The following is a 24,795-nucleotide window of genomic DNA, read 5'->3' as shown; positions in this document are numbered from 1 at the left end:
GCTGCACCTGGCAAACTACCTCCAGCGCCCGACGGCGGGAAGTCCTCTTTGGGGCTCCCCGACAGTCGGGCGCTTGTTGCGTTAACTGCGCTCGACCTGAAGGTGGCCCAAAGGGTTTGCCTGGCTGGTCGCCGACCCCACCGACCTCATGTTCTGAGTGGTGTGTGGTGGTGGTTGCGTCGGGGTGTTTGGTGGGGGTCGATGTGGGGTGGGGGGATGAACCAGGGGGTGCCGTTGGTGTTGGTGATGGTCCATTGTTCTTTGTGGATGAGGTGGTGGTGGTGGGAGCAGAGGAGGGTTCCGTTTTCTGTTCCTGTGGTTCCGCCGTGGGACCAGTAGGTGATGTGGTGGGCTTCGCACCAGGGTGCGGGCATGGTGCAGTCGGGGAAGGCGCAGCCGCCGTCGCGGGCGGTGATGGCTTTGCGGATGTGGGGTGGGAAGATCCGGGTGGTGCGGCCGATGTCCAGGACGCGGGAGTCGGTGCCGAGCAGGACGGGGATGATGTCGGCGTCGCAGGCGATTTTGCGGATGGTGTTGGGGTGGAGGGGGCCGGTGAACGTCGCGGTGCCCGTGCCAGTGCCGGCGCCAGTGCCGGCGCCAGTGCCGGCGCCAGTACCGGTGCCGGTGCCGGTGCTGGGGTTTGTGCAGGTGCTGGTGGTGGTCTTGGTGTCTGGGTTGGTGGGTGTGTTGGTGTGGGTGAGTTGGTTCAGGAGGTCTTGGTGGCTGATGGTGACGGTGAGTTGGGGTCGGTGTCCGCCGTTGGTGGGGAGTTTGCCGGTCGTCATCGCGAGGTTGCAGGCGCCGACGAGGCCGTCGAGGAGTTTTTGTGGCCGGGAGCGCCGGTCCAGGTCCGGGCTGGTGGGTTGGGTGGTGTGTCGGGGGTTGGTGGCGGTGTTCATGACGGTGGTAAGGGTTTCGTATTGTTCGGTGGTGGCGAAGATTTCGAGGTGGTGCAGTCCGTAGCGGCGTCGGCGGCGGAGGAAGGTGCCTTGGTGTTGGCGGAGGGTTTCTTCGGAGGGTTCGGTTCCGTCTTGGTCGATCCTGTCGGTCCAGCGTTGGGCCATTTTGGTCAGGAAGTCCGGGTCGCTTTCGGTTGCGGTTCTGGTCAGGGCGTGTTCCATGCGGGTGAGGGTTTCGGCGTCGGTGAGGTGCCGGACTTTATCCAGGGCGGTGCTGATGATCGTGGCTGTCCGGGAGGGTATTTGGGCTGATCCGATCGCGTCGGCGAGCGTTTCCCGTCGGGCGGGGAGGGATTGTCCGGCTATTCCGGGCCGGGGGAGGACCTCGGCGGCGAGGGCGAGTCTGCGGCGGGCTTCGCTGATACTGATCCGCAATCGGGCGCGGAGGAACTGTGCCGTGTTCGGGTACCCGTCATCGAGCAGGGCCGCGTCCCCGGTCCGGGCGACCGCAGGAGCGTCGCTGCCCTGAGCGGCCTGAGCGGCCTGAGCGGCCTGACCGGCCTTACTGGTGACAGCGTGCTCCTGAATGCCCGGGGCGTCAGTCCATCCCGTGCGCCAGCCGGGTTCGGCTGAGGACTGGGCGCCTCGAGCTTCATTCCGGGTCCGTTCCACCGCATGGGCCGCTACGACCTGCAAATACTCCAACGACCGCGACAGCTCCTCCACCCGACCAGCAAAATCCGCAGCCGCCTGGAAACCCAGCAGCCCGGCCTCGGCCATGGCTGTGGTGCGCAGCTCTTCCACCGCCGAGGCACTGTCCTCCAACGCATGTGAAAGGTCGCCCGGCCGGGCGGTGGTGTCTGGTCCATCAGGCGTCCATGGGAGAGGGGAGGCCGTCGCTGGGGAGGCCGTCGCTGGTAAGGCCGGACCGTCGAAACTCGTCGTTGCGGGACCCTGACTCGTTGCAGGACCCTGACCGGAGGCAACAAGCAGCGTCCCGGCGCCCGACGAATCGTCCGCCGCTCCATCACCTGCCCGTCGCTGTCCATAGGAAAACCCTGTCACCCCGAACCCCCTACAGATCAGCCCCCAACCGGCCTATGTGGAAAAACTCCCTGCAACGAGCCCGAGCCGCCACCCGCGGAGGCGGCAGGTCGCCGTCGAGCGTTACGGCCGTCGAGCGTTACGGCAGTCGAGCGTTACGGCAGTCGAGCGTTAGAGGGATCCAACCCGCACCGGATTACGGCGTTTGCGAAGCCGCTGCCGACGGTTCAAGATCCGCGAGCGTGAGAAGACGGACCGGGTCGACGCCAAATGGCACCGTGGAGGTCGGTGTAAGGTCCGCCCCAACATGGACCAGTTCGCCGGACGCCAGGGGGTGCCACCCGGGATTGTTGTCCATGGGCTCGGTGGCGAAGAGGACGTGGGGTGCCCGGGCAAGATCTGTGCTGCGGGAACTGATCCGCTTGCTCCTGGCATCGAGCGGGGCTCCGCGGTCCGGCGCTGTCGCGGGATTCCGTTTCAACATATAGAGAGGGTGGGTTGCTGGATACCGGAGGGCCCACATGTCGGTCGCCGTGGACAGGATGAAGTTGAGGCTGAAGACGGGCAGTTCGTGCGCAATCCAGTGGACAGCCTGCACAATGCCCGCACTAACATCGCCGCCGGCCAGACGGGTTTCTGCAGTGATCAGCGCGAAGAACCGCTCACTGTCGGATTGCCCCTGCACCAGTCCCATGACGCCGAGCGAGGTCAGCCGCCGGTCGAGTTCGTCCAGACCGTGAAGCACTCCGTTGTGGGCAAACAGCCGGTTGTCCTGCTCGAAGGGGTGGGTGTTGACCATAGTGAGCGCACCAGTGCTTGCATACCGGACGTGTGCCAGGAAGGTGGTGCTCTTCAGGTCGCGCGCCTCGCGGGCGAAAGCATGATCCTCCCAGGCCGCCAATGGTTGCTTGGCCACGCGGGCCTCGCCCTCGGCGTCGTACGTGCCTATCCCGGCCCCGTCCGGCTCTCGGTGGCTTTGCACCGAGAGGCTGTCCGGGGCGTCCAGCAACCAGAAGGTGGCTCTTACCGGTCGGGCTCCGGCATGGAGTCCAAAGAGACGGCACATGTGTGCCTCCTGTTCACGGGGTCAGTGATGGAATCCTTCTGCTTGTTTGTCGCCGGGCATTGGCGCGGTGAGGCTGTCCAGGTAGTCGACCTCTTTCTTCAGGTCGGCGAGGAAACTTGAGGCGAGGTCGCGCGTGAAACCGTTCCGAACCACGATCCTTTGAACCGTGATGTCACTGAGGCCGTCGGGCAGGGGATAGGCCGGCACAAGCCATCCATTCATCCGCAATCGCTCCGACAAGTGGTGCAGGTTCCAGTGCTCGGTGTGGCCGTCCTTGAGCTGCCAGGCGAAGACGGGAATGTCTGAACCATCGCTCCACAGGGTGAAGGCGTCCATGGCGCCGATTTCGTTGGACAGGTAGAGCGCGACGTCCCGGGAGGTCGCCTGAACCGACCGGTACCCTGCAAAGCCGAGCCGCAGAAAGAGGTAGTACTGCAACAGGACCTGGGCGCCGGGCCTTGAGAAGTTCAGCGCAAAGGTGGGCATATCACCACCGAGATAGCTGACGTGGAAGATCAGGTCTTCGGGCAGTGCCGCTGCGTCCCGCCAGACAACCCAGCCGAGGCCGGGGTAGACCAACCCGTATTTGTGGCCTGAGGTGTTGATGGAAGCAACCCGCGGGAGCCGGAAGTCCCAGACCGTTTGTGGCTGCAGGAAAGGTGCCACCATGGCTCCGGAGGCGCCGTCGACGTGAATGGGAATGTCCAGGCCGCGGCGTTCTTGAATGTCGTCGAGGGCCTCGGAAATCAGGCGGACGGGTTCGTAGACGCCGGTGTATGTGACACCCATGATGGCTACGACGCCGATGGTGTTTTCGTCGACGTACTGGTCCAGGTCATGCCCGTCGAGCATCGGGTGTTCAGCGGAGACAGGAACGAACCTGGGCTCCACCTCCCAATAGTTGCAGAACTTTTCCCAGCACACCTGGACGGCGGAGCTGAGGACGAGATTGGGCTTGTCGGTTGGCTTCCCTGCCTCGCGCCGGGCGTGCTGCCAACGGCGTTTCAACGCCAGGCCGCCCAGCATGCAGGCTTCGGAGGAGCCGATGGTGGATGTTCCGATGCTCTTTTCCGGGTCCGGCGCATTCCACAGGTCCGCGAGCATCCGCCAGCATCGAGTTTCGATGAGTGCCGTTTGAGGGTACTCGTCCTTGTCGATCATGTTCTTGTCGAACGTTTCGGCATACAGCTGGGACGCTTCGGGTTCCATCCATGTCCCCACGAACGTCGCGAGGTTCAGTCGCGAGTTTCCATCGAGCATCGCTTCGTCGTGGACAACCTGGTAAGCCGTGGAGGGCAGGGCCTCGCCCTCGGGCATGGTGAAGCGCGGAAAGATGGTTGATTCTCCGGGCCTGCTGAACAGGGGATTGAGTTCGACGGCGTTGTTCGGCTCGCGCTGTGACGTTCGATGGGATCTGCTCATGGGCTGGCTCCTAGGGGCTCGTCCTCGGGAATGGTCCGCGCGCTGCGGAGCAATACCTGTCTGTGGCTCACGCTACCTGCGGAAGCTGGCAAGCCCAAACACTGGCGGACGACTGAAGCGTCCGACGGCGGTGCTCACCGGCGGACGCTTCATGGCGCGGTAATGCGCGGTCATCCGCGATGTTTAGTGGTGCTGCGCGACTGGCTAGTCCGGAATTTCCATCTGGAAGCCACACCCGTCGCAGTGCAGGACCCGGGTGTTGAGGTAGACCTCAAGCTCCGGATCGACGATGCGCCCTGTGGTGGCGGACAGCCGGGTCAGCTTCCCCGGGCCGGTGTGCATGGGGAGCCCGCAATGCAGGAAGTGCTTACCAAACTGCAGCAGCCCGGCGGATGGCTTTGCGGTGTTGAGGACCTCGGCCACGTCCGCGACGGTTGCTGCGTGGGCGCGGAAGGAACCGCAGTTTCTGCAGTTGTAACCGACGCGAACAAGGCCCATCGAGAGTTCGGAATGGGCATCGATGGTGTCGACCATGAGGTGTTGGTTGGTGCGGCACTTTTCGCAACTGGGTTGGCGTGCCTGGTGGGAGGAAGAAACAGGTTGCTGTGCTGACTGAGCAGTCATTGTGGACCCTGACGGGTTAAAGAGAGGTGGATACCTTTGGCACAAGTACGGTGTCTCCTCCCTGAGCGTAAGCTCCTCCCGCCCTGAATGGCAAGCGCCGGAATTCCAGTGAGACATCATGCTCGTGAGGGAAAACATTGACCGCCTGATTGGCCTGGACGGAAACGTCCGCACTGGTTGACGGCGATGTATCACCGCAAGTGCCGCTACCGCAAAGGCGCTGGCGATGGGACGATCTTCGTATGGGTGAACAGGAGCGAGACCAGCCCGACGCGTCGTCGGGTGCAGCGTCAGAGGACCGGGGAGACCCGACAACCCAGCAGATGAGGACCGTAGGGCAGCGCCGTCGGGAAGCCGAACGCAAGCTGGACCTGCACCTCGAAGAAGCCAGCCACAAGGGTGAACCGTCCGCTAGCGAAGGCGAGGATCATTCCGAAGCATAGATCCGCTGGCCGAGGCCGGATGCTTGGGATGGCCCATCGGCTGGTCGCTGCTGTGGGCCTCTCCGTGGTGCAGCTGCATGGCACTATGGATGAGCGGGAAGTGGCTGAAAGCCTGCGGCGTATTGCCCAACTGCCGTTGGGTGCGCGGGTCCCATTCTTCGCTGAGCAAGCCAACATCGTTGCGCAATGTCAGGAGCCGTTCAAAGAGTTCCGTAGCCTCATCCTTGCGGCCTATGCCCAACAAGGCGTCGACCAGCCAGAATGAGCAAGCCAGGAAAACGCCTTCATCGCCGGGCAGTCCGTCGTGGCCGGAATCGGTGCGGTAGCGCAGCACGAAGCCGTCCTCGGTGAGCTCCTTTTGGATGGCATCCACCATCCCGACCACTCCGGGGTGCCTGTGCGGCAGGAAGCCAACACGGGGTATCAGGAGCAGGCTCGCGTCGAGTTCCTTGCTGCCGTAGGCCTGGACGAAGGTGTTGCGGGTTGTGTCGAAGCCTTTGGCCATGACGTCGGCGTGTATTTCGCTCCGCAGGGCGGCCCAGCGGTCGTGGGGTCCCGGCAACCCGGACGTGCGCACGGCCTTGACCATGCGGTCGGCGGCAACCCATGCCATCACCTTTGAGTGGGTGAAGTGCTGCCGCGGGCCACGCATTTCCCACAGGCCGTTATCTGGCTTGTCCCAGGCTCCTTCGAGGTACTCCATCAGTGCCACCTGGATGTCCCAGGAATTGTCCACGGTGCCCGCGGGAGAAGCGGCACGCGTGAGGGAGAGGCCGTCCAGCACCTCACCCCAGACGTCCAGCTGCAGTTGCGGCGCGGCGGCGTTGCCGGTGCGGACCGGCTGTGAACCTTCGTAACCGGAAAGCCACGGTACGTCTGCCTCGGGGAGTCTCCTGGCGCCGTCGAGCCCGTAAACAATCTGAAGTTCGGAAGGGTCTCCGGCGATGGCGCGGAGCAGCCAATCACGCCAGGCGGCGGCCTCTTCCGTGTACCCGGCCGCGAGGAGGGATTGCAGGGTCAAGGTGGCGTCACGCAGCCAGCAATAACGGTAATCCCAATTGCGGGGACCGCCGATCTGCTCCGGCAACGACGTGGTCGCTGCTGCGACGATCCCGCCGGTGGGCGCGTAGGTCAGGGCCTTGAGCGTGATCAGGGACCTCTCGACGGGTTCCTTGTATTTGCCCGCCATTTCACTGCGGCCGATCCACTCAAGCCAGAAAGACCCGGTGGCCCCAAGGGCGCGGTAGGGGTCGATCCGCCGTGGTTCTTTCTCGTGGCTCGGGGCCCAGCGGAGCACGAAAGGGACCTTGTCGCCGGCGCGGACGGTGAAGTCGCTGTAGGTCCGGCGATCCCGGCCTTCGAGCGGGGCGTGTGTTGTGAGGTAGGCGGAATCAGGGCCGGCCACCGCGCTGATGCCGTGCTTTCCGTGCCGTACCCACGGCACTACCCGGCCATAATCGAAGCGCAGGACCAGCTCCATGTGCATGTCCACCTCGCCGGAGAGCCCTTCGACGATCCGCACCACGTCCACTGCGTCATCGCGGACCGGCATGAAGTCGATGACCCGCACGGAGCCGCCGTCGACGTCCCATTCGGTTTCCAGGATCAGTGTGTCTTCGCGGTACTGGCGGCGGGTGCAGACTCCCTCGCTTGGTGTCCCGGCGGGTGCGATCAACCAGCGGCCCGCTTCGGGGGAGTCCAACAATGCCGCGAAGCACGCGGGCGAATCAAACCGGGGAAGGCACATCCAATCAATGGACCCGCTCCGCCCCACGAGGGCGGCAGTGTTCAGGTCCCCGATCATCGCATAGTCCTCAATCCTGGCCATGGAAACGATCCTAGTCCGCGCCACCCCGGCAATGACCACCACGGTGATGCGCGGGAGGGTCTGGCCTCGCGTGGGTGGTCGTGCTACCAATGACCCAGGAACTACTTCCGGGAGAATCCATGGCTGACGATCTGCCTGTCCTTGTAGTTGGCGCCACCGGTTTCCTGGGTGGCCAGGTTGTTGATGAGCTGCTCAAGCGCGGCAAGAAGGTCCGGGCCCTGGTCCGGCCGCAGTCCAGCGCGGCGAAGCTCGAGGCGAAGGGCGTGGAAGTAGTCCGGGGCGATATGCTCGACGCCGGTTCCCTGATCACCGCGATGACGGGCGTGTCCGCGGTCGTCTCGACGGCTGCCGGATATACGCGGAACGACAAGAACGCCAAAGCCATCGATACCTATGGCAACAGCAACCTCGCGGTTGCGGCCAAATACGCCGGCGTGCCGCGGTTCGTTCTCATCAGCATCGTCACCAGCGACCAAACACCACAAATCCCGCACTTCTGGAACAAGAAGCTGGCAGAGGACAAGCTGGAGGAACTCGGAGTGCCTTTCGTTGCCCTCCGTCCCGGGGCTTTCTTCGACCAGGTGGCCACCATGGGTGGCGGGAACCCCTTCGATAGGGGGCGGCTCACGTGGCTGGGTTCCAAGGATGTGCCGCTCACGTTCGTGCTCGCCAGCGACCTTGCCGGGTATTTGGCGGAGGCGGTGGACGCCGACGTGGGTGACGGGGAGAGGATCGATATCGGCTGGACCCGCCCGGTCAGCATCCTCGAGGTGGCATCCCTGGTTGAGAAGCACTCCGATAAGCCGGTCAAGGTCATGGCCATGCCCGAGCCCTTGCTCATTGGCCTCGGCAGGGTCACCTCAAAGGTCGTCCCGCTGGTCAGTGACATGGCCAGCATGGTGGCATGGTGGGATACCGGGAAATACGTGGCCGACACCCGCCGCCAGGAGCAGGTCTTCGGCCCGGTTCCCACCCCGGAGGAAGCAATCGCGAGGCTGGCGGCCCGCTTCGGGCGCTGAACACAGCGTTGCGCAAATGCTGGTGGCAGAGGCGAAAGATAAGTATCCTGATGACACGAATCCGGCGGAGGTCGCTACCTCGCGCTGGACAAACATGAGGAGCACTTTATGAGAATCGGTTCTTCCATTGCCCTGATCGCCATCGGTGCCATCCTGGCCTTCGCGCTCGCCCCCGGACTCATCCCCTTCCTGGACCAGGTCCTGGTTGGGTACATCCTGATCGTGGTAGGCATCATCGGCCTGATCATCTCCATTGCCATGTCCAACAGGACCCGCCGCACAGTCGTCGAGCGGCGCACGGCGCCGACGACAGTCGTTGAGCATCGTCCCGAGGTCTGAGCGGCTACAGGTTCAGCAGCCGACCTTAAGGCAAGAAAGGCACGACGGCGACCTTCCGCCGTCGTGCCTTTCCTCATGTCCCGCGGTGGACAGCAGGACACTGCGCACAGCGTAGGCTGCTTCCATGGAGAAGACATTCGACATCGAGCCCGTGAACCAGAACGAATACCTGGTGCGCTGGCGATCTGAAGGGCAAACCGGGGAATCCCTGGTCCACACCAACCCGGAATTCCTCGCCGAAGCCGGCCTGGACGGCTTCGACGAGCAGCTGGTGGTTGAGGAAACCACCACCTATCTGGCGGAGCACCAGCCCGTGATCGACTTTCCCCAAACTGTGGACCTGGAAGAGATCGCGGCAGCCTACGGGGACTATGCGGAGCAGCTCAAAGCGCGGCTCGGGGCCAGGTAGTTGGCGGGGCCAAGGCGGTCATCTCAGGCGTCGACGTCGGCCGTCACCCGTTCGCCGTTGAAGTACTCCAACTCCCAACCGTCCGTGACGTGGTGGTGGGCAAGGTTCAGGACGGCGTTATGGACGCTGTCCAGCGTTCGGCCGATGGCGCGATTGAGCGTCAAACGGATCAGGGTGCCGTGCGCAACCACCAGGACGCGCTTGCCGGCGAACTCACTGGCCAGTGACTCAAGTGCCGCCAGTCCGCGCGTGGCAGCGTCGTCGTCGCTCTCGCCTCCGCGGAAGCCGCCGGGGATACGCAGTGCCTCCAGCTCGGGGCCCGCCTGCAAGCCTTCCGCAGGCCCAAAGCTGCGTTCGATGAGGTCGGGAACGTGCCGCGAAACAGTGAGTCCCAGGCCCTCGGCGATGATCTCCGCGGTCTCGGCAGCACGGCCCAACGGCGAAGACACCACCACATCCCACTGCCGGTCCGACAATGCGGCCACCGCGTCGCGCGCCTGGCCACGACCGACGTCGTTGAGCGGGATATCGGTGGAACCCTGCAACCGGCGCTCTGCGTTCCAGTCGGTCTGGCCGTGGCGGACGAGGGCGAAAGTTGTTCGGGTCATGCTTTCCATTGTGCCTTGCGCCCAGGCGGGTGGTCGAAGTCAGCTCTCCTGGACGGCGGTCTCTGTCGTCTCGCGCTGGGTGGCTGCCCAGCTGGCGAGCATTTTCAGTGCGTCATCTGAAGGTGTGCCCGGATCGGCGGTGTACACGTTGATTCGCAGTCCGGGGTCGGCGGGGAGCTCCATCGCTTCGTAGCTCAGGTCCAGGTCACCCACGATGGGGTGGTGCAGCCGCTTGCGGCCAGTGCGGTGGTACTTCACGTCGTGCCGGGCCCACCGTGTGCGGAACTCTTCGCTGCGGGTTGAGAGTTCACCCACCAAGTCCGTGAGGTCCCTGTCGTAAGGGTTTTTCCCTGCCGCTGAGCGAAGAACCGCAACGACGTCGTCCGCGCTGCGTTCCCAATCGGCGAAGAAGTCCTGCGCTTTCGGGTTCAGGAAGGTGAACCGTGCGCTGTTCGGCGGGGTGACCTTTTCGGCCATCATGTCCAAGTACAGGGCCCGGCCGAGTTCGTTGGCAGCAAGCACATCGCCACGGTCATTGCGCACCCAGGCGGGCGCGGTGGTGATCGCATCGATGACGCGCTGCACGCTGGGACGCACCGTCTGGGGGCTGCGCTTGCGGCGCACCCGCGGGGAAGCGGTGGCAGCGCGGGCGAGATCAAAAAGGTGGGCCGTTTCGGCGTCGTCGAGTTTGAGTGCACGGGCGAGGGCTTCGAGGACGCTGTCGGAGGCACCGGAGAGGTTTCCGCGCTCAAGCCGGATGTAGTAGTCGATGCTCATCCCGGCGAGCATCGCGACTTCCTCGCGGCGCAGCCCGGTAACGCGCCGGTTACCGCCATAGGCAGGCAGGCCGGCTTCCTCCGGCGTGATCCTGGCACGGCGGGAACTCAGGAACTTCCGCACGTCATCACTCTGTGTCATGGCATCCACGCTACGCGCTGCAATGGGGTCGAAGGAGGGACTGGCGGTACCCGGATCGACAGTGACTCCCGGAGCCTAAGGAATCACTGTTGCATTGAAAGCACGAAACCTGCCACGGCCTTAACCCGGCCCACCTGCATACCGTGAAAGGCATGATCATGGAACTTACCCTCAACAACGGCGTAACGATGCCGGCCCTTGGTCTTGGCGTCTTCCAAAGCGCCCCCGAGCAGACAACGGCGGCCGTTGAGGCTGCGCTCGCTGCCGGGTACCGGCACATCGACACCGCCGCAGCGTACGGCAACGAACGCGAGGTAGGCGAAGGCGTCAGGAACTCAGGTCTTGACCGTTCCGAGGTGTTCATCGAGACCAAGGTCTGGGTCAGCGACTACGGCTACGACCAGACGCTGCACGCCTACGAGAAGGCTGCCGGCAAGCTCGCCACGGATTACCTTGACCTGCTCATCCTGCATCAGCCGGCCCCCGACCGCTTTGACAAGACCGTCGCGGCCTATAAGGCACTTGAATCCCTTTTGGCCGACGGCCGGGTGCGGGCTATCGGCGTCAGCAACTTCATGCCACACCACATGGAGCAGCTGCTCGACTCCACGACCATCGTCCCTGCAGTGAACCAGATTGAGCTGCACCCGTACTTTGCCCAACTGTCCGTCCAGGCAAAGGATGCCGAACACGGCATTCTCACCCAGGCGTGGTCACCGATCGGCGGCATCACTTTCTACCCCGGCTGGGGCGGTGAGGACCGCCGCAACGTCATGCAGGACCCGGAGATTGCCGTCATCGCTCAGGCCCACGGGAAAACCCCGGCGCAGGTCATGCTTCGCTGGCACCTGCAGCAGGGCCGTTCGGCTATCCCCAAGTCAACCAATCCGGCGCGCATCGCCGGGAACTTCGACGTGTTCGGCTTCGAACTCTCTACCGCGGAGCTCGCGGCCATCGACGCCCTCGACACCGGCGTCCGCAGTGGACCGGACCCCGACGTGGCGCGCGAAGAACGTTTCGCCATGGTCATCCCCGAAGCCTGAGAGCCACCACCCACAACGAGTATCTCGGACGATGACGCCGCATTGCCCTTCCCCCCTCTTAATAAGTATCCTGATTACTAATCTGGTGAACCGGATGATGCTGTTTGGGCTGGGGGTCGCTCAAGCCGTGGTTGTTGAAGCAGTCGGCGACGCGCGGCTACCGTGAAAGTTTGATTGACGGCATTGCTTGGTAACGGCGGACCCCACGGGGTTACGTGGAGCCGGGTGGGGCCTGAAGGGCGTGACAATTCGTGGGCAACAATGAAGAGGCCGTGGACTCCCGCGTCCCCGATTCCATCGACGACACACTGGATGGCCGATACCAGCTGGGTCCGGTTTTGGGCCGTGGGGCCATGTCGACCGTGTACCGGGCCACTGACCTGCTTCTTGGCCGTGACGTGGCCATCAAGATCTTCCTCCCGGGCTCCGGCGACGATTCGTTCCGTGCCCGGCAGGAAACTGAGATGCGTCTCCTGGCCAGTTTTGACCACCCCGGGCTGGTGGCTGCCTTCGACGTGGGCGTCGATACCCGCAACGACGAAGAGCGGGCGTACCTGGTCATGGAACTCGCTGAGGGCCGTGACCTCCGGGCCCTCCTGGCCGACGGTCCGCTCACCGTCCCCGAGGTAGCCCGCATCGGGGTACAGATCGCGGGCGCACTCTCCCAGGTGCATGGCCACGGCGTCATCCACCGGGACATCAAGCCGGCCAATATCCTGGTATCCGACGACGCCGGGCTCGCCCAAAAGGTTAAGCTGGCGGACTTTGGCGTCGCCCTGGTGGTGAACGACAGCCGCCTGACGGCAACGGGCTTTACCGTGGGCACCGCCCAGTACCTCAGCCCCGAGCAGGCGCAGGGCCTGGGCCTCACTCCCGCGAGCGACATCTACTCATTGGGGCTGGTGCTCCTGGAGTGCCTCACCGGCAGGGCTGAATACCCCGGCACCCCTATCGAGACCGCTTCGGCGCGCCTGCACCGCGCGCCCGAAATTCCGGCCGGGTTGCCTGCCCCGCTGCGTTCGCTGCTGGAGTCCATGACCGACATGGATCCCGGAAAACGTCCCGCCGCAGCCGGCGTAGAGCAGGCCCTTGCTGATGACGGAATCCAGGCCGGGCGCAGGACGGCGGTGCTGCCGCCTTTGCCCTCCCGGCCGCCGGTGCGCGCTGCCGAAACCAAGGTTTCGATGGCCACGGTCATGACCCTTCACAAGCGGCGGCCCAAGACTGTCTGGGGTGTCGGAGCAGCTGCGGTGACCGTGCCTTTGGCGCTGGTGCTGTTCACTCAAGGCCTGGCTCCCTCAGGTTCCACGGCAGACAACTCCCTGCCCGCAGAATCGGAAGTGTCGCAAGCGGATCCTCAGCCTGCCGCGCCGGTTGTTCCGGTTGTGCCGACGCCCGCCGGTGTCACGCCCGTCGAGGCCGACCCCGCGGCCGCCGTTCCTGCTGAAGTGGTCAACCTGCCGGAACCTGCGCCGGTCCCTGCCGTCCAGGCGCCTGCTCCCGTCCCGGCCGCAGTGCCAGGGGCAGCGACGGCGGATGAGAAGGGCAAGGATCGTGGCGGCAACAAGCCGGACAAACAAAAAGGAAACGGCCCCGCCAAGCAGCCCAAGGACCGGTAAGAAAGGCACGACGGCGGGTGTCCGCCGTCGTGCCTTTCATCGCCAGGTGCGTGGCTAGGGTTCGGCGGGAAAGCTGACCGCCACCGTGGTGCCGCCGCCCGGTGTTTCTGCGAGGTTGAGATCCCCACCGTGTGCTTTGGCGATGTTGCTGCACGTAGCCAGGCCGAGGCCGGAGCCTGGTCCATCACCATTGCGTCGCAGGCGCACCAGGGGTTCCAGGACTTTGGCGCGGTCCTCCGGCGCGATGCCCTTGCCGTTATCGGCCACGAACACGGTGGTGCCGTGGTAGTTGGACACGCCGCTGATGCGGATCCTGAGTTCCCGCTCGGGGCTGCTGTAGTTCATGGCGTTGGACACCAGGTTCTGGAGCAGGATGCGGAGCTGGCCCCGGTCCGCACGCAAGCTGATGTCTTCAACTTCCACGATTCCGGCGTGCTCCACCCCGAGGTCGCCGATGACCTCCTCCGTGACTTCCCGCAAGGAGATCTGTTCCGGCTGGATTCCGCCACCCACGCGGGAGTAGCTGAGGACGTCTTCGAGCATGCCCAGCATTCGCCGCCCGCTGGCACCGATCCGGTCCAGGTATCGTGCGGCAGTGCTGTTTGGTTCGACGTCGGGGTCGTCCTCCACCAGCTCCACATAGCCAAGGATGGTGGTCAGCGGGATGCGGAGGTCGTGGCTGACCCTGCCAGCGAAACCGGCAAGCTTGGCGTTGCTGTCCTTGAGTTCGCTGTAGGTCCTGTCCAGCTGGACGGTGCGGTGCTGCAGCTCAAGCAGCTCCACCACCTGCTTGGCGAGGACCTCCAGCATGCCCACCTGTTCAGGCCGCAGTTCCTTGGTCTTGTCGGAGAAAACGCAGAGTGTGCCCGGGACAAAACCCGACTCGGTCTGCAGGGGCACGGAGGCATAGAAGCGTACTTTGCCGATTTCCCCGGTGACGAACGGGTTGTCGGCGAAACGCGGATCCTTGGAAGCGTCGGCCACGACGGTCCGTTCACGCGACAGGAAGACTTTTGCGCACATCGAATCTTCGCGGGAGCACACGCCCGGGTCAACGCCCCAGGCGCCGATCTGGTGCTGGTACTCGGCACTGATGATGTTCACCACTCCGAAGGGAGCGCCGCACAACTCGGTGGCGAGACGCACGAGGTTCTGCAGGGCGCTCATCACCGCTGCGTTGGGAAGCAAGGTGGAGCCTGCCTCGGGGTCCAATCCGTACTCCTGAAGTTGCAGGTCACGGCCGAGGTCGTCGGTGAAGGACAGCTGCCCCCGAACTTCCGTCATTAGAACATTTCCCCCAAGCTTCTTCAGGATTCCCTGCCGATACTACCGGGGAAATAGCCCGGATGGTTTACTAAGGGGCATGAGCGAGCAGGTCCCGGCCCAGTCCGGCGATTCCGACGCCATCGACCTCTCCCTACGGACGCCGGCAGAGCGGTCCCGTACCTTTACCGGGATCCTGGTGAACACTGCCCTGGCGAATATCACCACCAGCTATCTGTGGTTTGCGTTGACCTTCTGGGTGTACCTGGAAACCCGCAACGTCATTGCCACAGGGGTGATCGGCGGCGCTTACATGCTGTTGATCGCCCTTTCCAGCATCAGTTTCGGCACGTTCGTGGACCGTTACCGGAAGCTTGCCGTGATGCGGTTCGCCGGAGCCTTCACCATGGTGATGTTTGTGCTCTCGGGCCTCATGTTCCTGGTGACGCCGGAACCGGCGCTCCTGGACCTTGCCCAGCCGTGGTTCTGGATCTTCACGGTTATCATCCTCGTCGGTGCGGTGGTGGAGAACCTGCGCAACATTGCCCTCTCCACCACGGTGACCATCCTGATCGAACCCGATCGGCGGGCCAACGCCAACGGCCTGGTCGGGATGGTGCAGGGGCTGATGTTCATTGTCACTTCCGTGCTCTCGGGCCTGTCCGTGGGCCTGTTGGGGATGGGCTGGACGGTGGTGGTGGCCATCGTCATGACCGTTCTCGCCTTCGCTCATCTGCTGAGTCTCCGGCTGCCCGAAGAAGTGCGTGCTGCTGCGTCCGATGCCCAAGGCGGCTTTGACCTGCGCGGATCATGGGCGGCCGTCATGGCGATCTCCGGGCTGTTCGCGCTGATCCTGTTCTCAACGTTCAACAACTTCATCGGCGGCGTCTACATGGCGCTGATGGACCCCTACGGCCTGGAGATGTTCTCCGTGGAAATGTGGGGAACTGTCTTCGCCATCGGAGCCACGGGCTTTATCCTGGGCGGCGCGCTGATCGGCAAATTCGGTCTTGGGCAGAACCCGTTGCGGACCTTGCTCCTTGCCGTGGCAGTCATGGGCTTAGTGGGTGCCGTGTTCACGTTGCGCGAATGGGCCTGGCTCTACATTGTGGGGATCTGGCTCTACATGGCCTTGGTTCCCGTGGTGGAAGCGGCTGAACAGACCGTCATTCAGAAGGTGGTGCCGCTCCACCGCCAAGGCAGGGTCTTTGGCTTTGCCATGGCTTTCGAATCCGCAGCGGCACCTGTTACTGCTTTCCTCATTGCCCCGATCGCCCAGTTCTGGCTCATCCCCTATGCCCGCTCTGCGGAAGGTGCAGCCCGGTTGGAGCCGTTGTTGGGTGAGGGGACGTCCCGCGGCATCGCGCTGGTGTTCCTTGCGGCCGGCACCATCATGATCGTGGTGGCCGGGATCGCGTTCCTTACGCCGGTCTACCGGAGGGTCTCCGCTTCATACGCCGGGTCCGGGGCGAAGGAGACGGAGAGTGAGAACGCGGCGACCAATTGAAAGCCCACGCCGTAGGCGACAGCCCGCTGGGCCGGACACCAAAGGCAAGAGACGCACGACGGCGGGAGGTCGCCGTCGTGCGTTTGCGTCGGTCCGCGCTCGGGTCACCTACGCCATGAAGGCGAGGTCCTCACGCCTGACCCTGAACCGCAGGGGTTCGCCGCGTGCCAGCCGCAGTGCCTCGTCGACGGCACTCGCCGCCATACGCTCAAGCTCACTGCCCAGGGAACCCGCCACATGCGGGGTCAGGAGCACATTGGGATGGGTGTAAAAAGGGGAGTCGGAAGGCAGCACCCAGGGCGTCGTGACGTCCAGGATGGCGTACAGGTCACCCTGTTGGACCCTGGCGAGCAGCGCATCCTGGTCCACCAGCTCGCCTCGGGAGGTGTTGATGAACGTTGCGCCCGGCCGCATCCGCTGCACCATCGCCGCGTCCATGAGGTTCCTGGTGGAGGGCAACGACGGCGCGTGGAGGCTCACGACGTCCGAGGTCGCCACCAGTTCGTCCAGGCTGACGCTGACGACACCGAGGGCCGCCGCCGCTGCATCGTCCAGGTAGGGATCCGAAACCACGACCTCAAGATCGTAGGGGGCGAGCAGCCGGATGACGTGCCGGCCGATCTTTGAAGCCCCAATGATCCCTACTCTTTTGCGGTAATTTCCCATGTCCGGAAAGAGCTGCTCGGGCAGCACCTCGGTCCGGGTGGAGTGCAGGGCCCGGGCAATCTGGAGGACCCGCTTGTTGGCGAGGATGATCATGGCCACGGTGTATTCGGCCACGGGGATGGCGTTGGCGTCGGCCGCGGAGCTGACCTGGATGCCACGTTCCCAGCAGGCTTCACCAACGTGGTGTTTCACGCTTCCGGCGGCATGCAGGACGTAACGCAAACGCGGCGCGGCATCCAGGACAGTTTCGTCGATCAGGGGGCAACCCCAGCCGGTGATGAGGACATCGGCGTCAGCCAGCAAGGAACGGCCGGCCGATGAATGGAAGTCCTGGATGGGCGCGCGGCCCAGCAGGTTGACGGAAGGTTCCAGTGGGTCCAGGCTTCGCGGCGGAAACACGGCCCGGGCTGTGTGGGCCGGCATGGCCAAGGCAACGTTCAAGTTCACTTGACGCTCCCTGCAGTGAGGCCGGATTTCCAGAAGCGCTGGAGCAGGATGAACGCCACCAGCAGCGGAATGATGGACAGCAATGAGCCGGTGATGACCATCGGTGTGAACTCGGGTTGGGGCAGCGCGTAGCCCTGCCAGATGGAGATGCCGACGCTGACGGGGAGCAGTTGCTGGTCCTGGAGCATCACCAGGGGCAGCATGAAGTTGTTCCACACGCCCACGAACTGGAACAAGGCGATGGTGACATAGCCGGGCATCATCATGGGCAGGCCCAGGGAGAAGAAGCTGCGGATCGGTCCCGCGCCGTCAACGCGGGCTGCTTCCAGGGTCTCAGCAGGGACATACGCCGCCGAGTAGACCCTGGCCAGGTACACGCCGAACGGATTGCACAGCACCGGGATGAGAATGGCCCAGACGGTGTTGGTGATACCAAAGACCGAGGCCAGCAGGTACATGGGCAGGACGGTCGCGGTGTTGGGAATCAGCACGCCCACCAGGACGATGCCAAAGAATGAGTCCTTGCCACGGAACTGGAATTTGTCGAAAGCGTAGCCGGCCAGGACAGAGATCAGCCCACCGAAGACCGCGCCGAAGGCGGCATAGAACATCGAGTTCGCCATCCAGCGAAGGAAGACTCCGCCGTCCTGGTTCAGCACGGCGGCGACGTTGTCGAAGAATGCCGGCTGGCCGAATGCGTAAGCGGCGGTGCCGTAGAGGTCTGCCGTGTTCTTGGTGGATGCAAAGAGCAACCACACCACGGGAAGGACCATGTAGGCGCAGCCCAGGATCAGGAGCGCATTAACGGTGAACGAACTGGCAAAACCGCCGCTGCGGGCTGAACGCCGCCGTTTCAGTGGCGAAGCCGGGGCGGAAATCCCCGGGTGCGACATCGTTGAGGTGCTCATGCTTTGTTCGTCCTTGAGCTGAAGCGGGTGACGGCCCAGGACAGCACGGCGGCCATGAGCGCGATGATGATGGAAGCGGCGGCGGCCTGGTTCAGGTTGTGCCGGTTGAACGCGGCGTCGTAGGCCCACATGTTGGGAACCCAGGTGCTGGTGACGGACGCCGTGGCCTTGGAGATAATCGACGGTTCCGTGAACAACTGAAGCGTTCCGATCACCGTGAACAGCATGATCACGCTCAGGGCCGGGAGGACCAACGGCAACTTGATGCTCAGGGCACTCCTGATTTCACCGGCCCCGTCAACGCGGGCTGCTTCCAGGATTTCCCGCGGAACAGCCTGCAACGCGGTGAAGAGGATGATCACGTTGTACCCGGTCCATTCCCACACCGCGATATTCACGATGGAGGGCAGGATCATTTGGTGGTCCAGGAAGTTCACCGCAACCCCACCCGATTCCAGGGCGGAGACGATCGGGCTGACACCGGGTGTGTACAGGTACGCCCAGATCAGTGCGGCGATGACGCCTGGGACCGCATGCGGGAGGAAGACCAGCAACTGAAAGAGCTTCCTGGCCCGTGCCACGGCAGCATCCAGCAGGAGCGCGAAAGCGAGCGCCCCGCCCACCATGCACGGGATGTAGATGGCACAGTACAGGGCGAGCCTGCCGATTCCTCCCACAAAGCTTTCCGACTGGAGGACCTGCAGGTAGTTTTCCAGGCCCACGAACGATGTTTTGGCCTCGCTGAAGCCAAGACCGGATTTCTGCTGGGCAAAGAAGCTCAGCACCACCGCGTAGATAACAGGTGCCACCATCGCGACGGCGAATACTGCGAAGAAGGGGGTGAGGAACAGTGCCGCCGTCCGTCCTCCCGTTCCGGACATGGGGCGTTGTTTGCGGGATCCCGGGCGTTTGGTGCCTCGGACGGAAGGTACTTGGGTGACCATGGTTAATCTCCTCGCCGGCTGGTCGGCCCGGTACTCCCGGGCCGACCAGCCTCGCGGGCCTACTCCTTGACGGAGAGGCCGTTCTGCTTGAGTCCGTCAACGGTGGCCTTCTGGGCCGCGTCCACGGCATCCCGGACTTGGCCCCCCGTGCTCAACGTGCCGTAGGCGTCCTTGAGGGCAGTGTTGGTGATGTCCCAGTTGGGACCCCACTGCCAGCCCGGTGTGATGGTGGAGTAGGCCTTGTTGAAGACTTCGTAGATGTCGTTACCGAAGTAGCTGGCATCGAAAGCGCTTTGCGCAACGGGGGTCAGCCCAGGCGAAGCGAGGAAAGCGGAGCCGGTGTTGCCGCGGGCCTTGATGGCGGCCGGGCTGGTGGTCAGGTATTCGATGAACTTCGCCGCCGCAGCAGGGTTCTTGCTGCTCTTGGTGACGTTGAAGCTGGAGCCACCGTAAAAGGCGTCCGACGGCGACCCCCAGTTGGGTACCTCCGCTGCGATCCACTGGCCCTTCTGTCCGCTGGCTTCGGTGCGCTTCTGGATGCCGGTTGCGCTCCAGTTGGCCCCGAGGACACCCACGACGGCGCCGCTGGCCAGGTCCGCGGACCATTCGTCGCTGAAGGACTGCTGGACTTTGACGATTTTCTGGTCGATCAGCTTCTGCCAGTAGTCCGCTACCTTCTGCGTGGACTGGTCATTGATCCCGACCTTCCAGCTGTCCGCGTCGGTACCGAACCATTTGGCCCCGGCCTGCCAGGAGAGGGCTGCGGTCAGGGCAGCTTCGTTGGGGTTGAAGCTGGCCAGGTGGGCTTCGGGCGCCACGGCCTTGATCTTTTGGCCTGCGGCCTCGAACTCTTCCCAGGTCTTGGGCACCCCGACGCCGGCCTTCTCCAGCATGTCTTTGCGGTACCACATGATCATCGGGGCTGCGTCGTAGGGGAGCGCGTAGGTCTTTTCGTCGAACTGCACCAGGGCTTTGGTCTCATCAGTCAGTTTGTCGAGGGTTGCGGCCTTATCGATCAAGCCGTCCAGGGGCTGGAGTTGGCCGTTGCTGACGAACTGCGGCAGCTGGGGGTATTCGATGGTGGCAACATCGGGGCCGTTGCCGGCCGTGATGGCGGTGGACAGCTTTGCGTACCCTCCGCTCGCGCCGTTGGGTACTGTCTCGAAGGTGACCTTGATCTTGTCCTGGCTGGCGTTGAACGCGGCAGCCACTTTGTCCATTCCGGCCAGCGATGACCAGAAAGTGACGGTGCCGGTGGGGTCCCCGGTAGGGGCGGGCGCGGATGTTGCGGCCGGGGAACTGCCGCAGCCGGTGATGAGGGCGGCGCTGGCCATGAGGCTGACCGTTCCGAGCAGAAGCTGGCGACGCTTCATTCTGTTCTCCTTTGAAGTTCACGATGCGAAGTTGCGGAGTGCTCAGGGGCACTATCGAACTAACCACCATTGAATCCACAAAAGTGAACATTGACCACGAAGTGAACAGAAATAAACAGAGCGGGGTGCCGAAGCTACCTTCGCGTCGAGTCCCGGACCACCAACGCGGGCGAAAGGTTGACCCGCTGGAGCGCCGACGTGCCTCCACGTCCGGCTCCGATGCGGTCCAGGCACATCCGCAAGGCCTGGTGGCCGACGTCGTACTTGGGTGGTGCCACAGCAGTCAGAGGGACTGCCCCCAAAGCCGCAATCTCGTCGTCGTACGCGATAATCGCGAAGTCCTTCGGAATCCGGATTCCCTTTTCCTGGCAGACGCTGGCGAACTGGAGGGCGTCCTCGTCGGTGTGGACTATGGCCGCCGTGACCTGCGACCCGGCACACCAGGACAGGATTCCGTCCACCATGACCCGGTGCGCCTGGGGATCGTTTTGCGCGCGTGGCATGGTGCGCACCAGGGAATCGTCCCGGGCATGGCCTGCCCGTTGCAGGGCCACGTGGAAGCCACTGATGAGCTGTGGGGCGGTGGGGCTGTCCTCGCGCAGGCAGATGGCGATGCGTTGGTGGCCCAGCTCGAGGAGGTGGTTCACGGCGATTTCCGCGCCGCGGACGTGGTCGCTGCGGACCGATTCGAGGCGGCCGTGGTCCAGGGCGTCATCGATGGATCGCTCCACCACCACCACGGGAACCTCCGCTTCCGCGAGCAGCCCCAGTGTTTCCGTGCCCGCGAGCGACTGCCCTCCGGGCGTGACAAGGATCCCGTCCACGCCGTGCTCGTAAAGCCGCTTCAGCTGGCGCCGTTCCTCCGGCCCCGAGTAGTTCGAGACCCCCAGCACCAGCCGGACGCCCGCTTCCTGCGCCGCCGCTTCCGCACCCCGGATCACGCCCGGAAAGTAGTACGACGCCGACGGCACGATCATGCCGACCGTCGCCAGCGGCCGCCTGCCGCCGGGACGCCAGGTGGTGGATCCGGCGGTACCAGGGCCAGGCTTTCCGCCGCTTGAGATGGCACCCCCGTGGACCCGCTCCAGGAGGCCCCGCTCGGCGAGGACCGCCAGGTCCCGCCTGATGGTCATCCCGGAAGTGCCGATCTTGGCGGCGAATTCCCCGGCGTTGAGGGATCCGTGAAGGGCGAGTTCCTTCAGGATGAGCTGTTGGCGATCCTCGGACAGCATACGGGACTCCGTCCATCAAGTTCACTTGTGTTCAGTTTGTTCATTATGAACCAGAAAACCTCATCGGCGGGAGCGCGAATGCCCTAACTGCCAACTTTCACAACGGAAACCTCGACGGCGGCGGCGCGGGGGAGGAGGTGCCTACGGATCGCGTCGGCTACGTCACGGGCTACGGCCGGGGCCGGACGGGGAGTGCTGACACCGATCCGCGCTTTGACCGCCAGAGTGCCGGCCGTGTCCGTCAGGCCAATCACGGGGAGTGGCTCGCCTGTCACCGCGGACAGCGCTGAGCCGGCTATGGACTGCCACAGCGGCTGCGCGGGGTAGACCGCGCTGACACCAGGAACGGATTGGACCACGTCCAGCAGTTCCTCGGCCAGGCCGGTGGGAGGGGTGGACGCGGATGAGCCCGCGGCGTCCAGGGGCTCGGTCATGGCTGCTCCTCCAGGACATCGGTGACGGTGATGTTGATGGCTTCGATGGCGAGTTCGGTGTGGGTGGCCAAGGTCCTGGCCAGTTCCTCCCGCAACTGGTCGGCCCGCTCCTCCATGGAGTGCCCGTAGACAACCGCTATCTCTACCTCCACGGTGATCAGCGCCCCGGGGATGGTGACGTCGCCATGTAGTCGGCATTTGCCGGCGGCCGTGCCTGGATGTGCATCAACAACGGACCGGATCAGTGCCGAGATGGATCCTTCGGTTTCCCAGAGGGTGTCATCAGGATGGTCCGACTGCAGGGGGATGCTCCGACCCGGCCGCAGTTCCAGCCGAAGGTTGTCGAGAATGGACTGCATCCAGTCATCACTGCCTGAACCGGCGTCGGCCACGTCCGAGCTGAGGAGCTCGCTGCCCAAAGCAGAGAGGTTTCGCAGGGATGCGAGGCCCGCTTGGCATTCGGGGCATGAGTCCAGGTGGGCAGGGTCAGCGATCTTCCCCGTGTCCAGGTAGGCACTCAATTCCGCCAGGCTATGCCCGCATTCGAGGGTGTCGCGGGGGTTGCTCATCGCCATTCCTCCATCATGCGCGCCAGGGTAATCCGGGCCCGGGCCAGACGGCCCCGGACACTGTCGGGGCTGATGTTCAACGTCAGCGCAATCTCCTCGTAGCTCTGGTCATTGAATTCCTTGAGCACCCAGCAGCGCCGCTGTTCCTCGGGAAGGGCTGCCAGAGCGGCCTTCAGCGCCTCCACCCGCGAGCTGCTGAGGGCATTCCCCTCGGGGTCTTCGGGCCGTGGCCGCGTGTGTTGGTCCACGTGGTTCTCCGCATCGACAAGGTCCGCGTGGTTACGGCGTTTGCGCAGGTAATCGATACTCCGGCTGCCAACGATCCTCAACAGCCAGCCCTTGACCGCAGCGGGGTCGCGAAGGCTGTCCAGCTGCTTCCATGCCTGCACCAGGGTTTCCTGGACGACGTCGTCGGCGTCTGCCAGCGAGCCGGTCAGTCGTCGCGCAGTCGCCCGCATCAACGGACCGTGCCGGCGGGCAAGCGCTTCGAAGGCAGCGGTGTCGCCGTCGGCCGCGCGGCCCGCCAGCAGGGCGTCGGGTACGAGGTCCAGTTGATGCTGAGCTGCGGGTGAACCAGTCACGTTCCCGCCTTCCTGTCCTCGTTGGTCTTCCCGGATTCCCGTTGGCTCATTTCGCGCGCTGGGCCCCGGAAGTCCGGGTGCGGGCGCCGCTGGTGATTCGCACCAGTACGGGCACCGGATGGCCCAGCCACGAATCGATCTGCCTGACCAGCTGTTCGGCGGTATCCGCCAACTCCCGCGGCGAGCTTCCGTGACGGGCTTCCATGCGGAGCCGCAGCGCTGTTCCCTGCCGGGATTGCCACGCGGAGACCGATGTGGCCAGGACGTTCCGGTTCCCGCTGAGGGCATCCTGCACCGCCGCGGAAATGAGTCCGACGTCCACCACGGTCCGCCCGTCGGCTCCCTCGGATCGTTCGGCCAGGCGAGGCGTCCGGCCCCCGCCTTGGGAAGCCAGCCATGCGGCGCTGAGTCCAGCACCGAGCAGGAGGACGCCGATTCCGGCTACCAGCCACCAGCTCCGTGCCGGTCCCGGGATGGGTGCGGTGCTTGCCAGCTGCCGGGCATGGTCCGTGAGGTTCGAGCCGATGGTCGTCCACGTCCCGGCAACTCCCGGCAGGGTACCGGCCGCGATGACTGCGGCTCCGGCGCCCAGCAGGATGATCCCCAGGATCGCCAGCAGGATGCGGTTAAGCGGCCGATTGGTTCGTCTCATTGTCCTACCGCTCCTTCGTTCGCGACCCGGACTTTGCCCGTGACCTGCCGGTCGAGCGCGTAGGCGGCCAGTTCGCCGTCGAGCGCTGTTTTGATGGACGCAAGGTCCAATGGAACGCCCGACGTCGGACGCACCTGGACGCGCACGGAGCGTCCGCCGACGGTTGTGGTCACTTGGCCCGGTGCCAGGCCCGCAGCGAGGCGCGACGTGCTGGACACTGCGGCGGCGATGACGTTGTCGTCCACGACTGTGGCGATGCGGTCGCTGGCCAGCGCGCGCCGGGCGCGGCGGCCTTTGCCTACGGCCACGCCAAGCAGCAGGAGCCCCAGGATTCCCAAGCCGACACCGGCCGCGGTCAGCCCTGCCGGCACGGTGGAGCCGGGGAGCCCGACGAGCCACTGACGGATGTGGGCCGGGCTGGCCAGCAGCGGCCGGTCATTGAGCAGCCACAGGACGCTTTCTGCAGCCAGCCAAAGGAAAACGAGGAGCAGGATACTTGCCACAATGATCGACGGGAGGGCCCGCGAGGAATGGGTTTCGCGTCGGACCAAGCGCCGAAGGGTTCGATCCTGGGTCATTCCACTCTCCTTTCCTTGGATTGCTGGGGCTTGGCTCCCATGAGCCTGATGTCCACGCGGCCAAGTTCCAACCCGGTCAGCTCCAGCCCCCGGGCCACCAGTTCGGTGCGCACTGCGTGGGCTTGGTCGAAAACGGTGCCGCCCCCGTCCCTACGTGGTGCCAGAAGCGGGGGAAGAGCCATCTTCACCGTGAGGTTGACGCCCAGCTTTCCGGCGTCGTCCTCCAATTCAGCCCGCACTTGGTGCGGGTCCACCCGGAATGCGCGGGCGGTGATTGCTTCCACAGTCTTTTGCAGTGCCGAACGGGCGATTCGGGTGTGTCCTGCCCTGGCCGGCGTGGTCGTGGCAGGCATGGTCCCG

Annotated in this window: 26 protein-coding genes; 7 read left to right on the top strand and 19 right to left on the bottom strand. The window is 64.4% G+C overall.

Annotation, left to right across the window (positions count from 1 at the left end; all coding sequences use genetic code 11):
• Positions 1–146: 146 nt before the first annotated feature.
• The 4 genes from ABHM97_RS01290 to ABHM97_RS01275 all read right to left on the bottom strand — a co-directional run bounded on the left by ABHM97_RS01290 (position 147) and on the right by ABHM97_RS01275 (position 4,965).
• Positions 147–1,964 carry an HNH endonuclease signature motif containing protein gene (locus tag ABHM97_RS01290; protein ID WP_349469292.1) on the bottom strand — a complete coding sequence of 606 codons (1,818 nt, stop codon included), beginning with the start codon at positions 1,962–1,964 and terminating at the stop codon, positions 147–149.
• Between the two features lie 175 nt (positions 1,965–2,139).
• Positions 2,140–3,009 (bottom strand): class II glutamine amidotransferase, encoded by an 870-nt coding sequence (locus tag ABHM97_RS01285; RefSeq protein WP_235521222.1) that lies wholly within the window; start codon positions 3,007–3,009, stop codon positions 2,140–2,142.
• Between the two features lie 21 nt (positions 3,010–3,030).
• Positions 3,031–4,431 (bottom strand): glutamate decarboxylase, encoded by a 1,401-nt coding sequence (gene gad / locus ABHM97_RS01280; protein WP_235521219.1) that lies wholly within the window; start codon positions 4,429–4,431, stop codon positions 3,031–3,033.
• Positions 4,432–4,635: 204 nt separating this feature from the next.
• Positions 4,636–4,965, bottom strand: coding sequence for a hypothetical protein (locus ABHM97_RS01275; protein WP_235521218.1), 330 nt, complete (start codon positions 4,963–4,965; stop codon positions 4,636–4,638).
• A gap of 332 nt (positions 4,966–5,297) precedes the next feature.
• On the opposite strand from ABHM97_RS01275, the gene ABHM97_RS01270 reads away from it, so the two are divergent.
• The gene (locus tag ABHM97_RS01270) at positions 5,298–5,498 is read left to right on the top strand and encodes a hypothetical protein (protein ID WP_349469291.1); all 201 of its coding nucleotides are present in this window, start codon (positions 5,298–5,300) and stop codon (positions 5,496–5,498) included.
• Here the strand turns inward: ABHM97_RS01270 and ABHM97_RS01265 are convergent.
• Positions 5,467–7,326, bottom strand: coding sequence for a glycoside hydrolase family 15 protein (locus tag ABHM97_RS01265; protein ID WP_349469290.1), 1,860 nt, complete (start codon positions 7,324–7,326; stop codon positions 5,467–5,469). The genes ABHM97_RS01270 and ABHM97_RS01265 overlap by 32 nt on opposite strands.
• Positions 7,327–7,445: 119 nt before the next feature.
• Between ABHM97_RS01265 and ABHM97_RS01260 the strand changes: the two genes are divergently transcribed.
• From ABHM97_RS01260 to ABHM97_RS01250, 3 genes are all read left to right on the top strand, one after another.
• Entirely contained in the window at positions 7,446–8,345 is a 900-nt protein-coding gene (locus tag ABHM97_RS01260) for an SDR family oxidoreductase (protein WP_349469289.1), read from the top strand.
• 108 nt (positions 8,346–8,453) lie between these two features.
• Positions 8,454–8,684: a DUF6458 family protein gene (locus tag ABHM97_RS01255; protein WP_349469288.1), complete on the top strand. Its 231-nt coding sequence runs from the start codon at positions 8,454–8,456 to the stop codon at positions 8,682–8,684.
• Between the two features lie 124 nt (positions 8,685–8,808).
• Positions 8,809–9,093: a hypothetical protein gene (locus tag ABHM97_RS01250; RefSeq protein WP_235521209.1), complete on the top strand. Its 285-nt coding sequence runs from the start codon at positions 8,809–8,811 to the stop codon at positions 9,091–9,093.
• Positions 9,094–9,116: 23 nt separating this feature from the next.
• On the opposite strand, the gene ABHM97_RS01245 is transcribed toward ABHM97_RS01250, so the two are convergent.
• Together ABHM97_RS01245 and ABHM97_RS01240 are read right to left on the bottom strand one after the other, a co-directional pair.
• Positions 9,117–9,710, bottom strand: a complete 594-nt coding sequence (locus tag ABHM97_RS01245) for a histidine phosphatase family protein (RefSeq protein ID WP_349469287.1) — start codon at positions 9,708–9,710, stop codon at positions 9,117–9,119.
• A 30-nt stretch (positions 9,711–9,740) separates the two neighbouring features.
• Positions 9,741–10,619 carry a helix-turn-helix transcriptional regulator gene (locus ABHM97_RS01240; protein WP_349469286.1) on the bottom strand — a complete coding sequence of 293 codons (879 nt, stop codon included), beginning with the start codon at positions 10,617–10,619 and terminating at the stop codon, positions 9,741–9,743.
• Positions 10,620–10,777: 158 nt separating this feature from the next.
• Between ABHM97_RS01240 and ABHM97_RS01235 the strand changes: the two genes are divergently transcribed.
• Complete coding sequence (locus ABHM97_RS01235; protein ID WP_349469530.1) at positions 10,778–11,662, top strand: aldo/keto reductase; 885 nt, start codon at positions 10,778–10,780, stop codon at positions 11,660–11,662.
• A gap of 251 nt (positions 11,663–11,913) precedes the next feature.
• Positions 11,914–13,281, top strand: coding sequence for a serine/threonine-protein kinase (locus ABHM97_RS01230; protein ID WP_349469284.1), 1,368 nt, complete (start codon positions 11,914–11,916; stop codon positions 13,279–13,281).
• A 54-nt stretch (positions 13,282–13,335) separates the two neighbouring features.
• On the opposite strand, the gene ABHM97_RS01225 is transcribed toward ABHM97_RS01230, so the two are convergent.
• A complete protein-coding gene (locus ABHM97_RS01225) occupies positions 13,336–14,565 on the bottom strand; it encodes a GAF domain-containing sensor histidine kinase (RefSeq protein ID WP_349469283.1) in 1,230 nt (409 codons plus the stop codon).
• A gap of 79 nt (positions 14,566–14,644) precedes the next feature.
• Here ABHM97_RS01225 and ABHM97_RS01220 point away from each other — a divergent pair, with 79 nt between their 5' ends.
• Positions 14,645–16,051 (top strand): MFS transporter, encoded by a 1,407-nt coding sequence (locus ABHM97_RS01220; RefSeq protein ID WP_349469282.1) that lies wholly within the window; start codon positions 14,645–14,647, stop codon positions 16,049–16,051.
• A 108-nt stretch (positions 16,052–16,159) separates the two neighbouring features.
• Here the strand turns inward: ABHM97_RS01220 and ABHM97_RS01215 are convergent, their stop codons facing one another.
• The 11 genes from ABHM97_RS01215 to ABHM97_RS01165 all read right to left on the bottom strand — a co-directional run bounded on the left by ABHM97_RS01215 (position 16,160) and on the right by ABHM97_RS01165 (position 24,788).
• Positions 16,160–17,164: a hydroxyacid dehydrogenase gene (locus ABHM97_RS01215; RefSeq protein WP_349469281.1), complete on the bottom strand. Its 1,005-nt coding sequence runs from the start codon at positions 17,162–17,164 to the stop codon at positions 16,160–16,162.
• Positions 17,161–18,072 carry a carbohydrate ABC transporter permease gene (locus ABHM97_RS01210; protein ID WP_349469280.1) on the bottom strand — a complete coding sequence of 304 codons (912 nt, stop codon included), beginning with the start codon at positions 18,070–18,072 and terminating at the stop codon, positions 17,161–17,163. The genes ABHM97_RS01215 and ABHM97_RS01210 overlap by 4 nt, the downstream gene beginning before the upstream one ends.
• The gene (locus tag ABHM97_RS01205) at positions 18,069–19,016 is read right to left on the bottom strand and encodes a carbohydrate ABC transporter permease (protein WP_349469279.1); all 948 of its coding nucleotides are present in this window, start codon (positions 19,014–19,016) and stop codon (positions 18,069–18,071) included. The genes ABHM97_RS01210 and ABHM97_RS01205 overlap by 4 nt, the downstream gene beginning before the upstream one ends.
• A 59-nt stretch (positions 19,017–19,075) precedes the next feature.
• On the bottom strand, positions 19,076–20,389 hold the full coding sequence (locus tag ABHM97_RS01200; protein WP_349469278.1) for an extracellular solute-binding protein: 1,314 nt from the start codon (positions 20,387–20,389) through the stop codon (positions 19,076–19,078).
• A gap of 134 nt (positions 20,390–20,523) precedes the next feature.
• A complete protein-coding gene (locus ABHM97_RS01195; protein ID WP_257370716.1) occupies positions 20,524–21,621 on the bottom strand; it encodes a substrate-binding domain-containing protein in 1,098 nt (365 codons plus the stop codon).
• Positions 21,622–21,704: 83 nt separating this feature from the next.
• Positions 21,705–22,055, bottom strand: coding sequence for a hypothetical protein (locus ABHM97_RS01190; protein WP_349469276.1), 351 nt, complete (start codon positions 22,053–22,055; stop codon positions 21,705–21,707).
• A complete protein-coding gene (locus ABHM97_RS01185) occupies positions 22,052–22,624 on the bottom strand; it encodes an Asp23/Gls24 family envelope stress response protein (protein WP_349469275.1) in 573 nt (190 codons plus the stop codon). Before ABHM97_RS01185 ends, ABHM97_RS01190 begins: the two co-directional genes overlap by 4 nt.
• Positions 22,621–23,205, bottom strand: a complete 585-nt coding sequence (locus tag ABHM97_RS01180; RefSeq protein WP_349469274.1) for an RNA polymerase sigma factor — start codon at positions 23,203–23,205, stop codon at positions 22,621–22,623. The genes ABHM97_RS01185 and ABHM97_RS01180 overlap by 4 nt, the downstream gene beginning before the upstream one ends.
• Before the next feature lie 46 nt (positions 23,206–23,251).
• On the bottom strand, positions 23,252–23,857 hold the full coding sequence (locus ABHM97_RS01175; protein ID WP_349469273.1) for a hypothetical protein: 606 nt from the start codon (positions 23,855–23,857) through the stop codon (positions 23,252–23,254).
• Positions 23,854–24,435 carry a hypothetical protein gene (locus ABHM97_RS01170; RefSeq protein ID WP_349469272.1) on the bottom strand — a complete coding sequence of 194 codons (582 nt, stop codon included), beginning with the start codon at positions 24,433–24,435 and terminating at the stop codon, positions 23,854–23,856. The genes ABHM97_RS01175 and ABHM97_RS01170 overlap by 4 nt, the downstream gene beginning before the upstream one ends.
• A complete protein-coding gene (locus ABHM97_RS01165; RefSeq protein ID WP_235521178.1) occupies positions 24,432–24,788 on the bottom strand; it encodes a hypothetical protein in 357 nt (118 codons plus the stop codon). Before ABHM97_RS01165 ends, ABHM97_RS01170 begins: the two co-directional genes overlap by 4 nt.
• Between the last annotated feature and the right edge of the window lie 7 nt (positions 24,789–24,795).

Origin of the sequence: Paenarthrobacter sp. CAP02 (genome assembly GCF_040137855.1) — a bacterium.
Classification (GTDB): domain Bacteria; phylum Actinomycetota; class Actinomycetes; order Actinomycetales; family Micrococcaceae; genus Arthrobacter.
The sequence above is the reverse complement of the archived record's forward strand: the minus strand, read 5'-3'. Positions and strand labels throughout refer to the sequence as shown.

What these genes read in the sequence shown, in the direction of transcription:
- ABHM97_RS01275 (WP_235521218.1), bottom strand. Translation starts at nt 4,965, where the DNA reads ATGGTCGACACCATCGATGCCCATTCCGAACTCTCGATGGGCCTTGTT.
- ABHM97_RS01265 (WP_349469290.1), bottom strand. Translation starts at nt 7,326, where the DNA reads ATGGCCAGGATTGAGGACTATGCGATGATCGGGGACCTGAACACTGCC.
- ABHM97_RS01170 (WP_349469272.1), bottom strand. Translation starts at nt 24,435, where the DNA reads ATGACCCAGGATCGAACCCTTCGGCGCTTGGTCCGACGCGAAACCCAT.
- ABHM97_RS01190 (WP_349469276.1), bottom strand. Translation starts at nt 22,055, where the DNA reads ATGACCGAGCCCCTGGACGCCGCGGGCTCATCCGCGTCCACCCCTCCC.
- ABHM97_RS01270 (WP_349469291.1), top strand. Translation starts at nt 5,298, where the DNA reads ATGGGTGAACAGGAGCGAGACCAGCCCGACGCGTCGTCGGGTGCAGCG.
- ABHM97_RS01245 (WP_349469287.1), bottom strand. Translation starts at nt 9,710, where the DNA reads ATGGAAAGCATGACCCGAACAACTTTCGCCCTCGTCCGCCACGGCCAG.
- ABHM97_RS01175 (WP_349469273.1), bottom strand. Translation starts at nt 23,857, where the DNA reads ATGAGACGAACCAATCGGCCGCTTAACCGCATCCTGCTGGCGATCCTG.
- ABHM97_RS01205 (WP_349469279.1), bottom strand. Translation starts at nt 19,016, where the DNA reads ATGGTCACCCAAGTACCTTCCGTCCGAGGCACCAAACGCCCGGGATCC.
- ABHM97_RS01225 (WP_349469283.1), bottom strand. Translation starts at nt 14,565, where the DNA reads ATGACGGAAGTTCGGGGGCAGCTGTCCTTCACCGACGACCTCGGCCGT.
- ABHM97_RS01250 (WP_235521209.1), top strand. Translation starts at nt 8,809, where the DNA reads ATGGAGAAGACATTCGACATCGAGCCCGTGAACCAGAACGAATACCTG.
- ABHM97_RS01210 (WP_349469280.1), bottom strand. Translation starts at nt 18,072, where the DNA reads ATGAGCACCTCAACGATGTCGCACCCGGGGATTTCCGCCCCGGCTTCG.
- gad (WP_235521219.1), bottom strand. Translation starts at nt 4,431, where the DNA reads ATGAGCAGATCCCATCGAACGTCACAGCGCGAGCCGAACAACGCCGTC.
- ABHM97_RS01165 (WP_235521178.1), bottom strand. Translation starts at nt 24,788, where the DNA reads ATGCCTGCCACGACCACGCCGGCCAGGGCAGGACACACCCGAATCGCC.
- ABHM97_RS01255 (WP_349469288.1), top strand. Translation starts at nt 8,454, where the DNA reads ATGAGAATCGGTTCTTCCATTGCCCTGATCGCCATCGGTGCCATCCTG.
- ABHM97_RS01200 (WP_349469278.1), bottom strand. Translation starts at nt 20,389, where the DNA reads ATGAAGCGTCGCCAGCTTCTGCTCGGAACGGTCAGCCTCATGGCCAGC.
- ABHM97_RS01240 (WP_349469286.1), bottom strand. Translation starts at nt 10,619, where the DNA reads ATGACACAGAGTGATGACGTGCGGAAGTTCCTGAGTTCCCGCCGTGCC.
- ABHM97_RS01220 (WP_349469282.1), top strand. Translation starts at nt 14,645, where the DNA reads ATGAGCGAGCAGGTCCCGGCCCAGTCCGGCGATTCCGACGCCATCGAC.
- ABHM97_RS01195 (WP_257370716.1), bottom strand. Translation starts at nt 21,621, where the DNA reads ATGCTGTCCGAGGATCGCCAACAGCTCATCCTGAAGGAACTCGCCCTT.
- ABHM97_RS01260 (WP_349469289.1), top strand. Translation starts at nt 7,446, where the DNA reads ATGGCTGACGATCTGCCTGTCCTTGTAGTTGGCGCCACCGGTTTCCTG.
- ABHM97_RS01235 (WP_349469530.1), top strand. Translation starts at nt 10,778, where the DNA reads ATGGAACTTACCCTCAACAACGGCGTAACGATGCCGGCCCTTGGTCTT.
- ABHM97_RS01285 (WP_235521222.1), bottom strand. Translation starts at nt 3,009, where the DNA reads ATGTGCCGTCTCTTTGGACTCCATGCCGGAGCCCGACCGGTAAGAGCC.
- ABHM97_RS01185 (WP_349469275.1), bottom strand. Translation starts at nt 22,624, where the DNA reads ATGAGCAACCCCCGCGACACCCTCGAATGCGGGCATAGCCTGGCGGAA.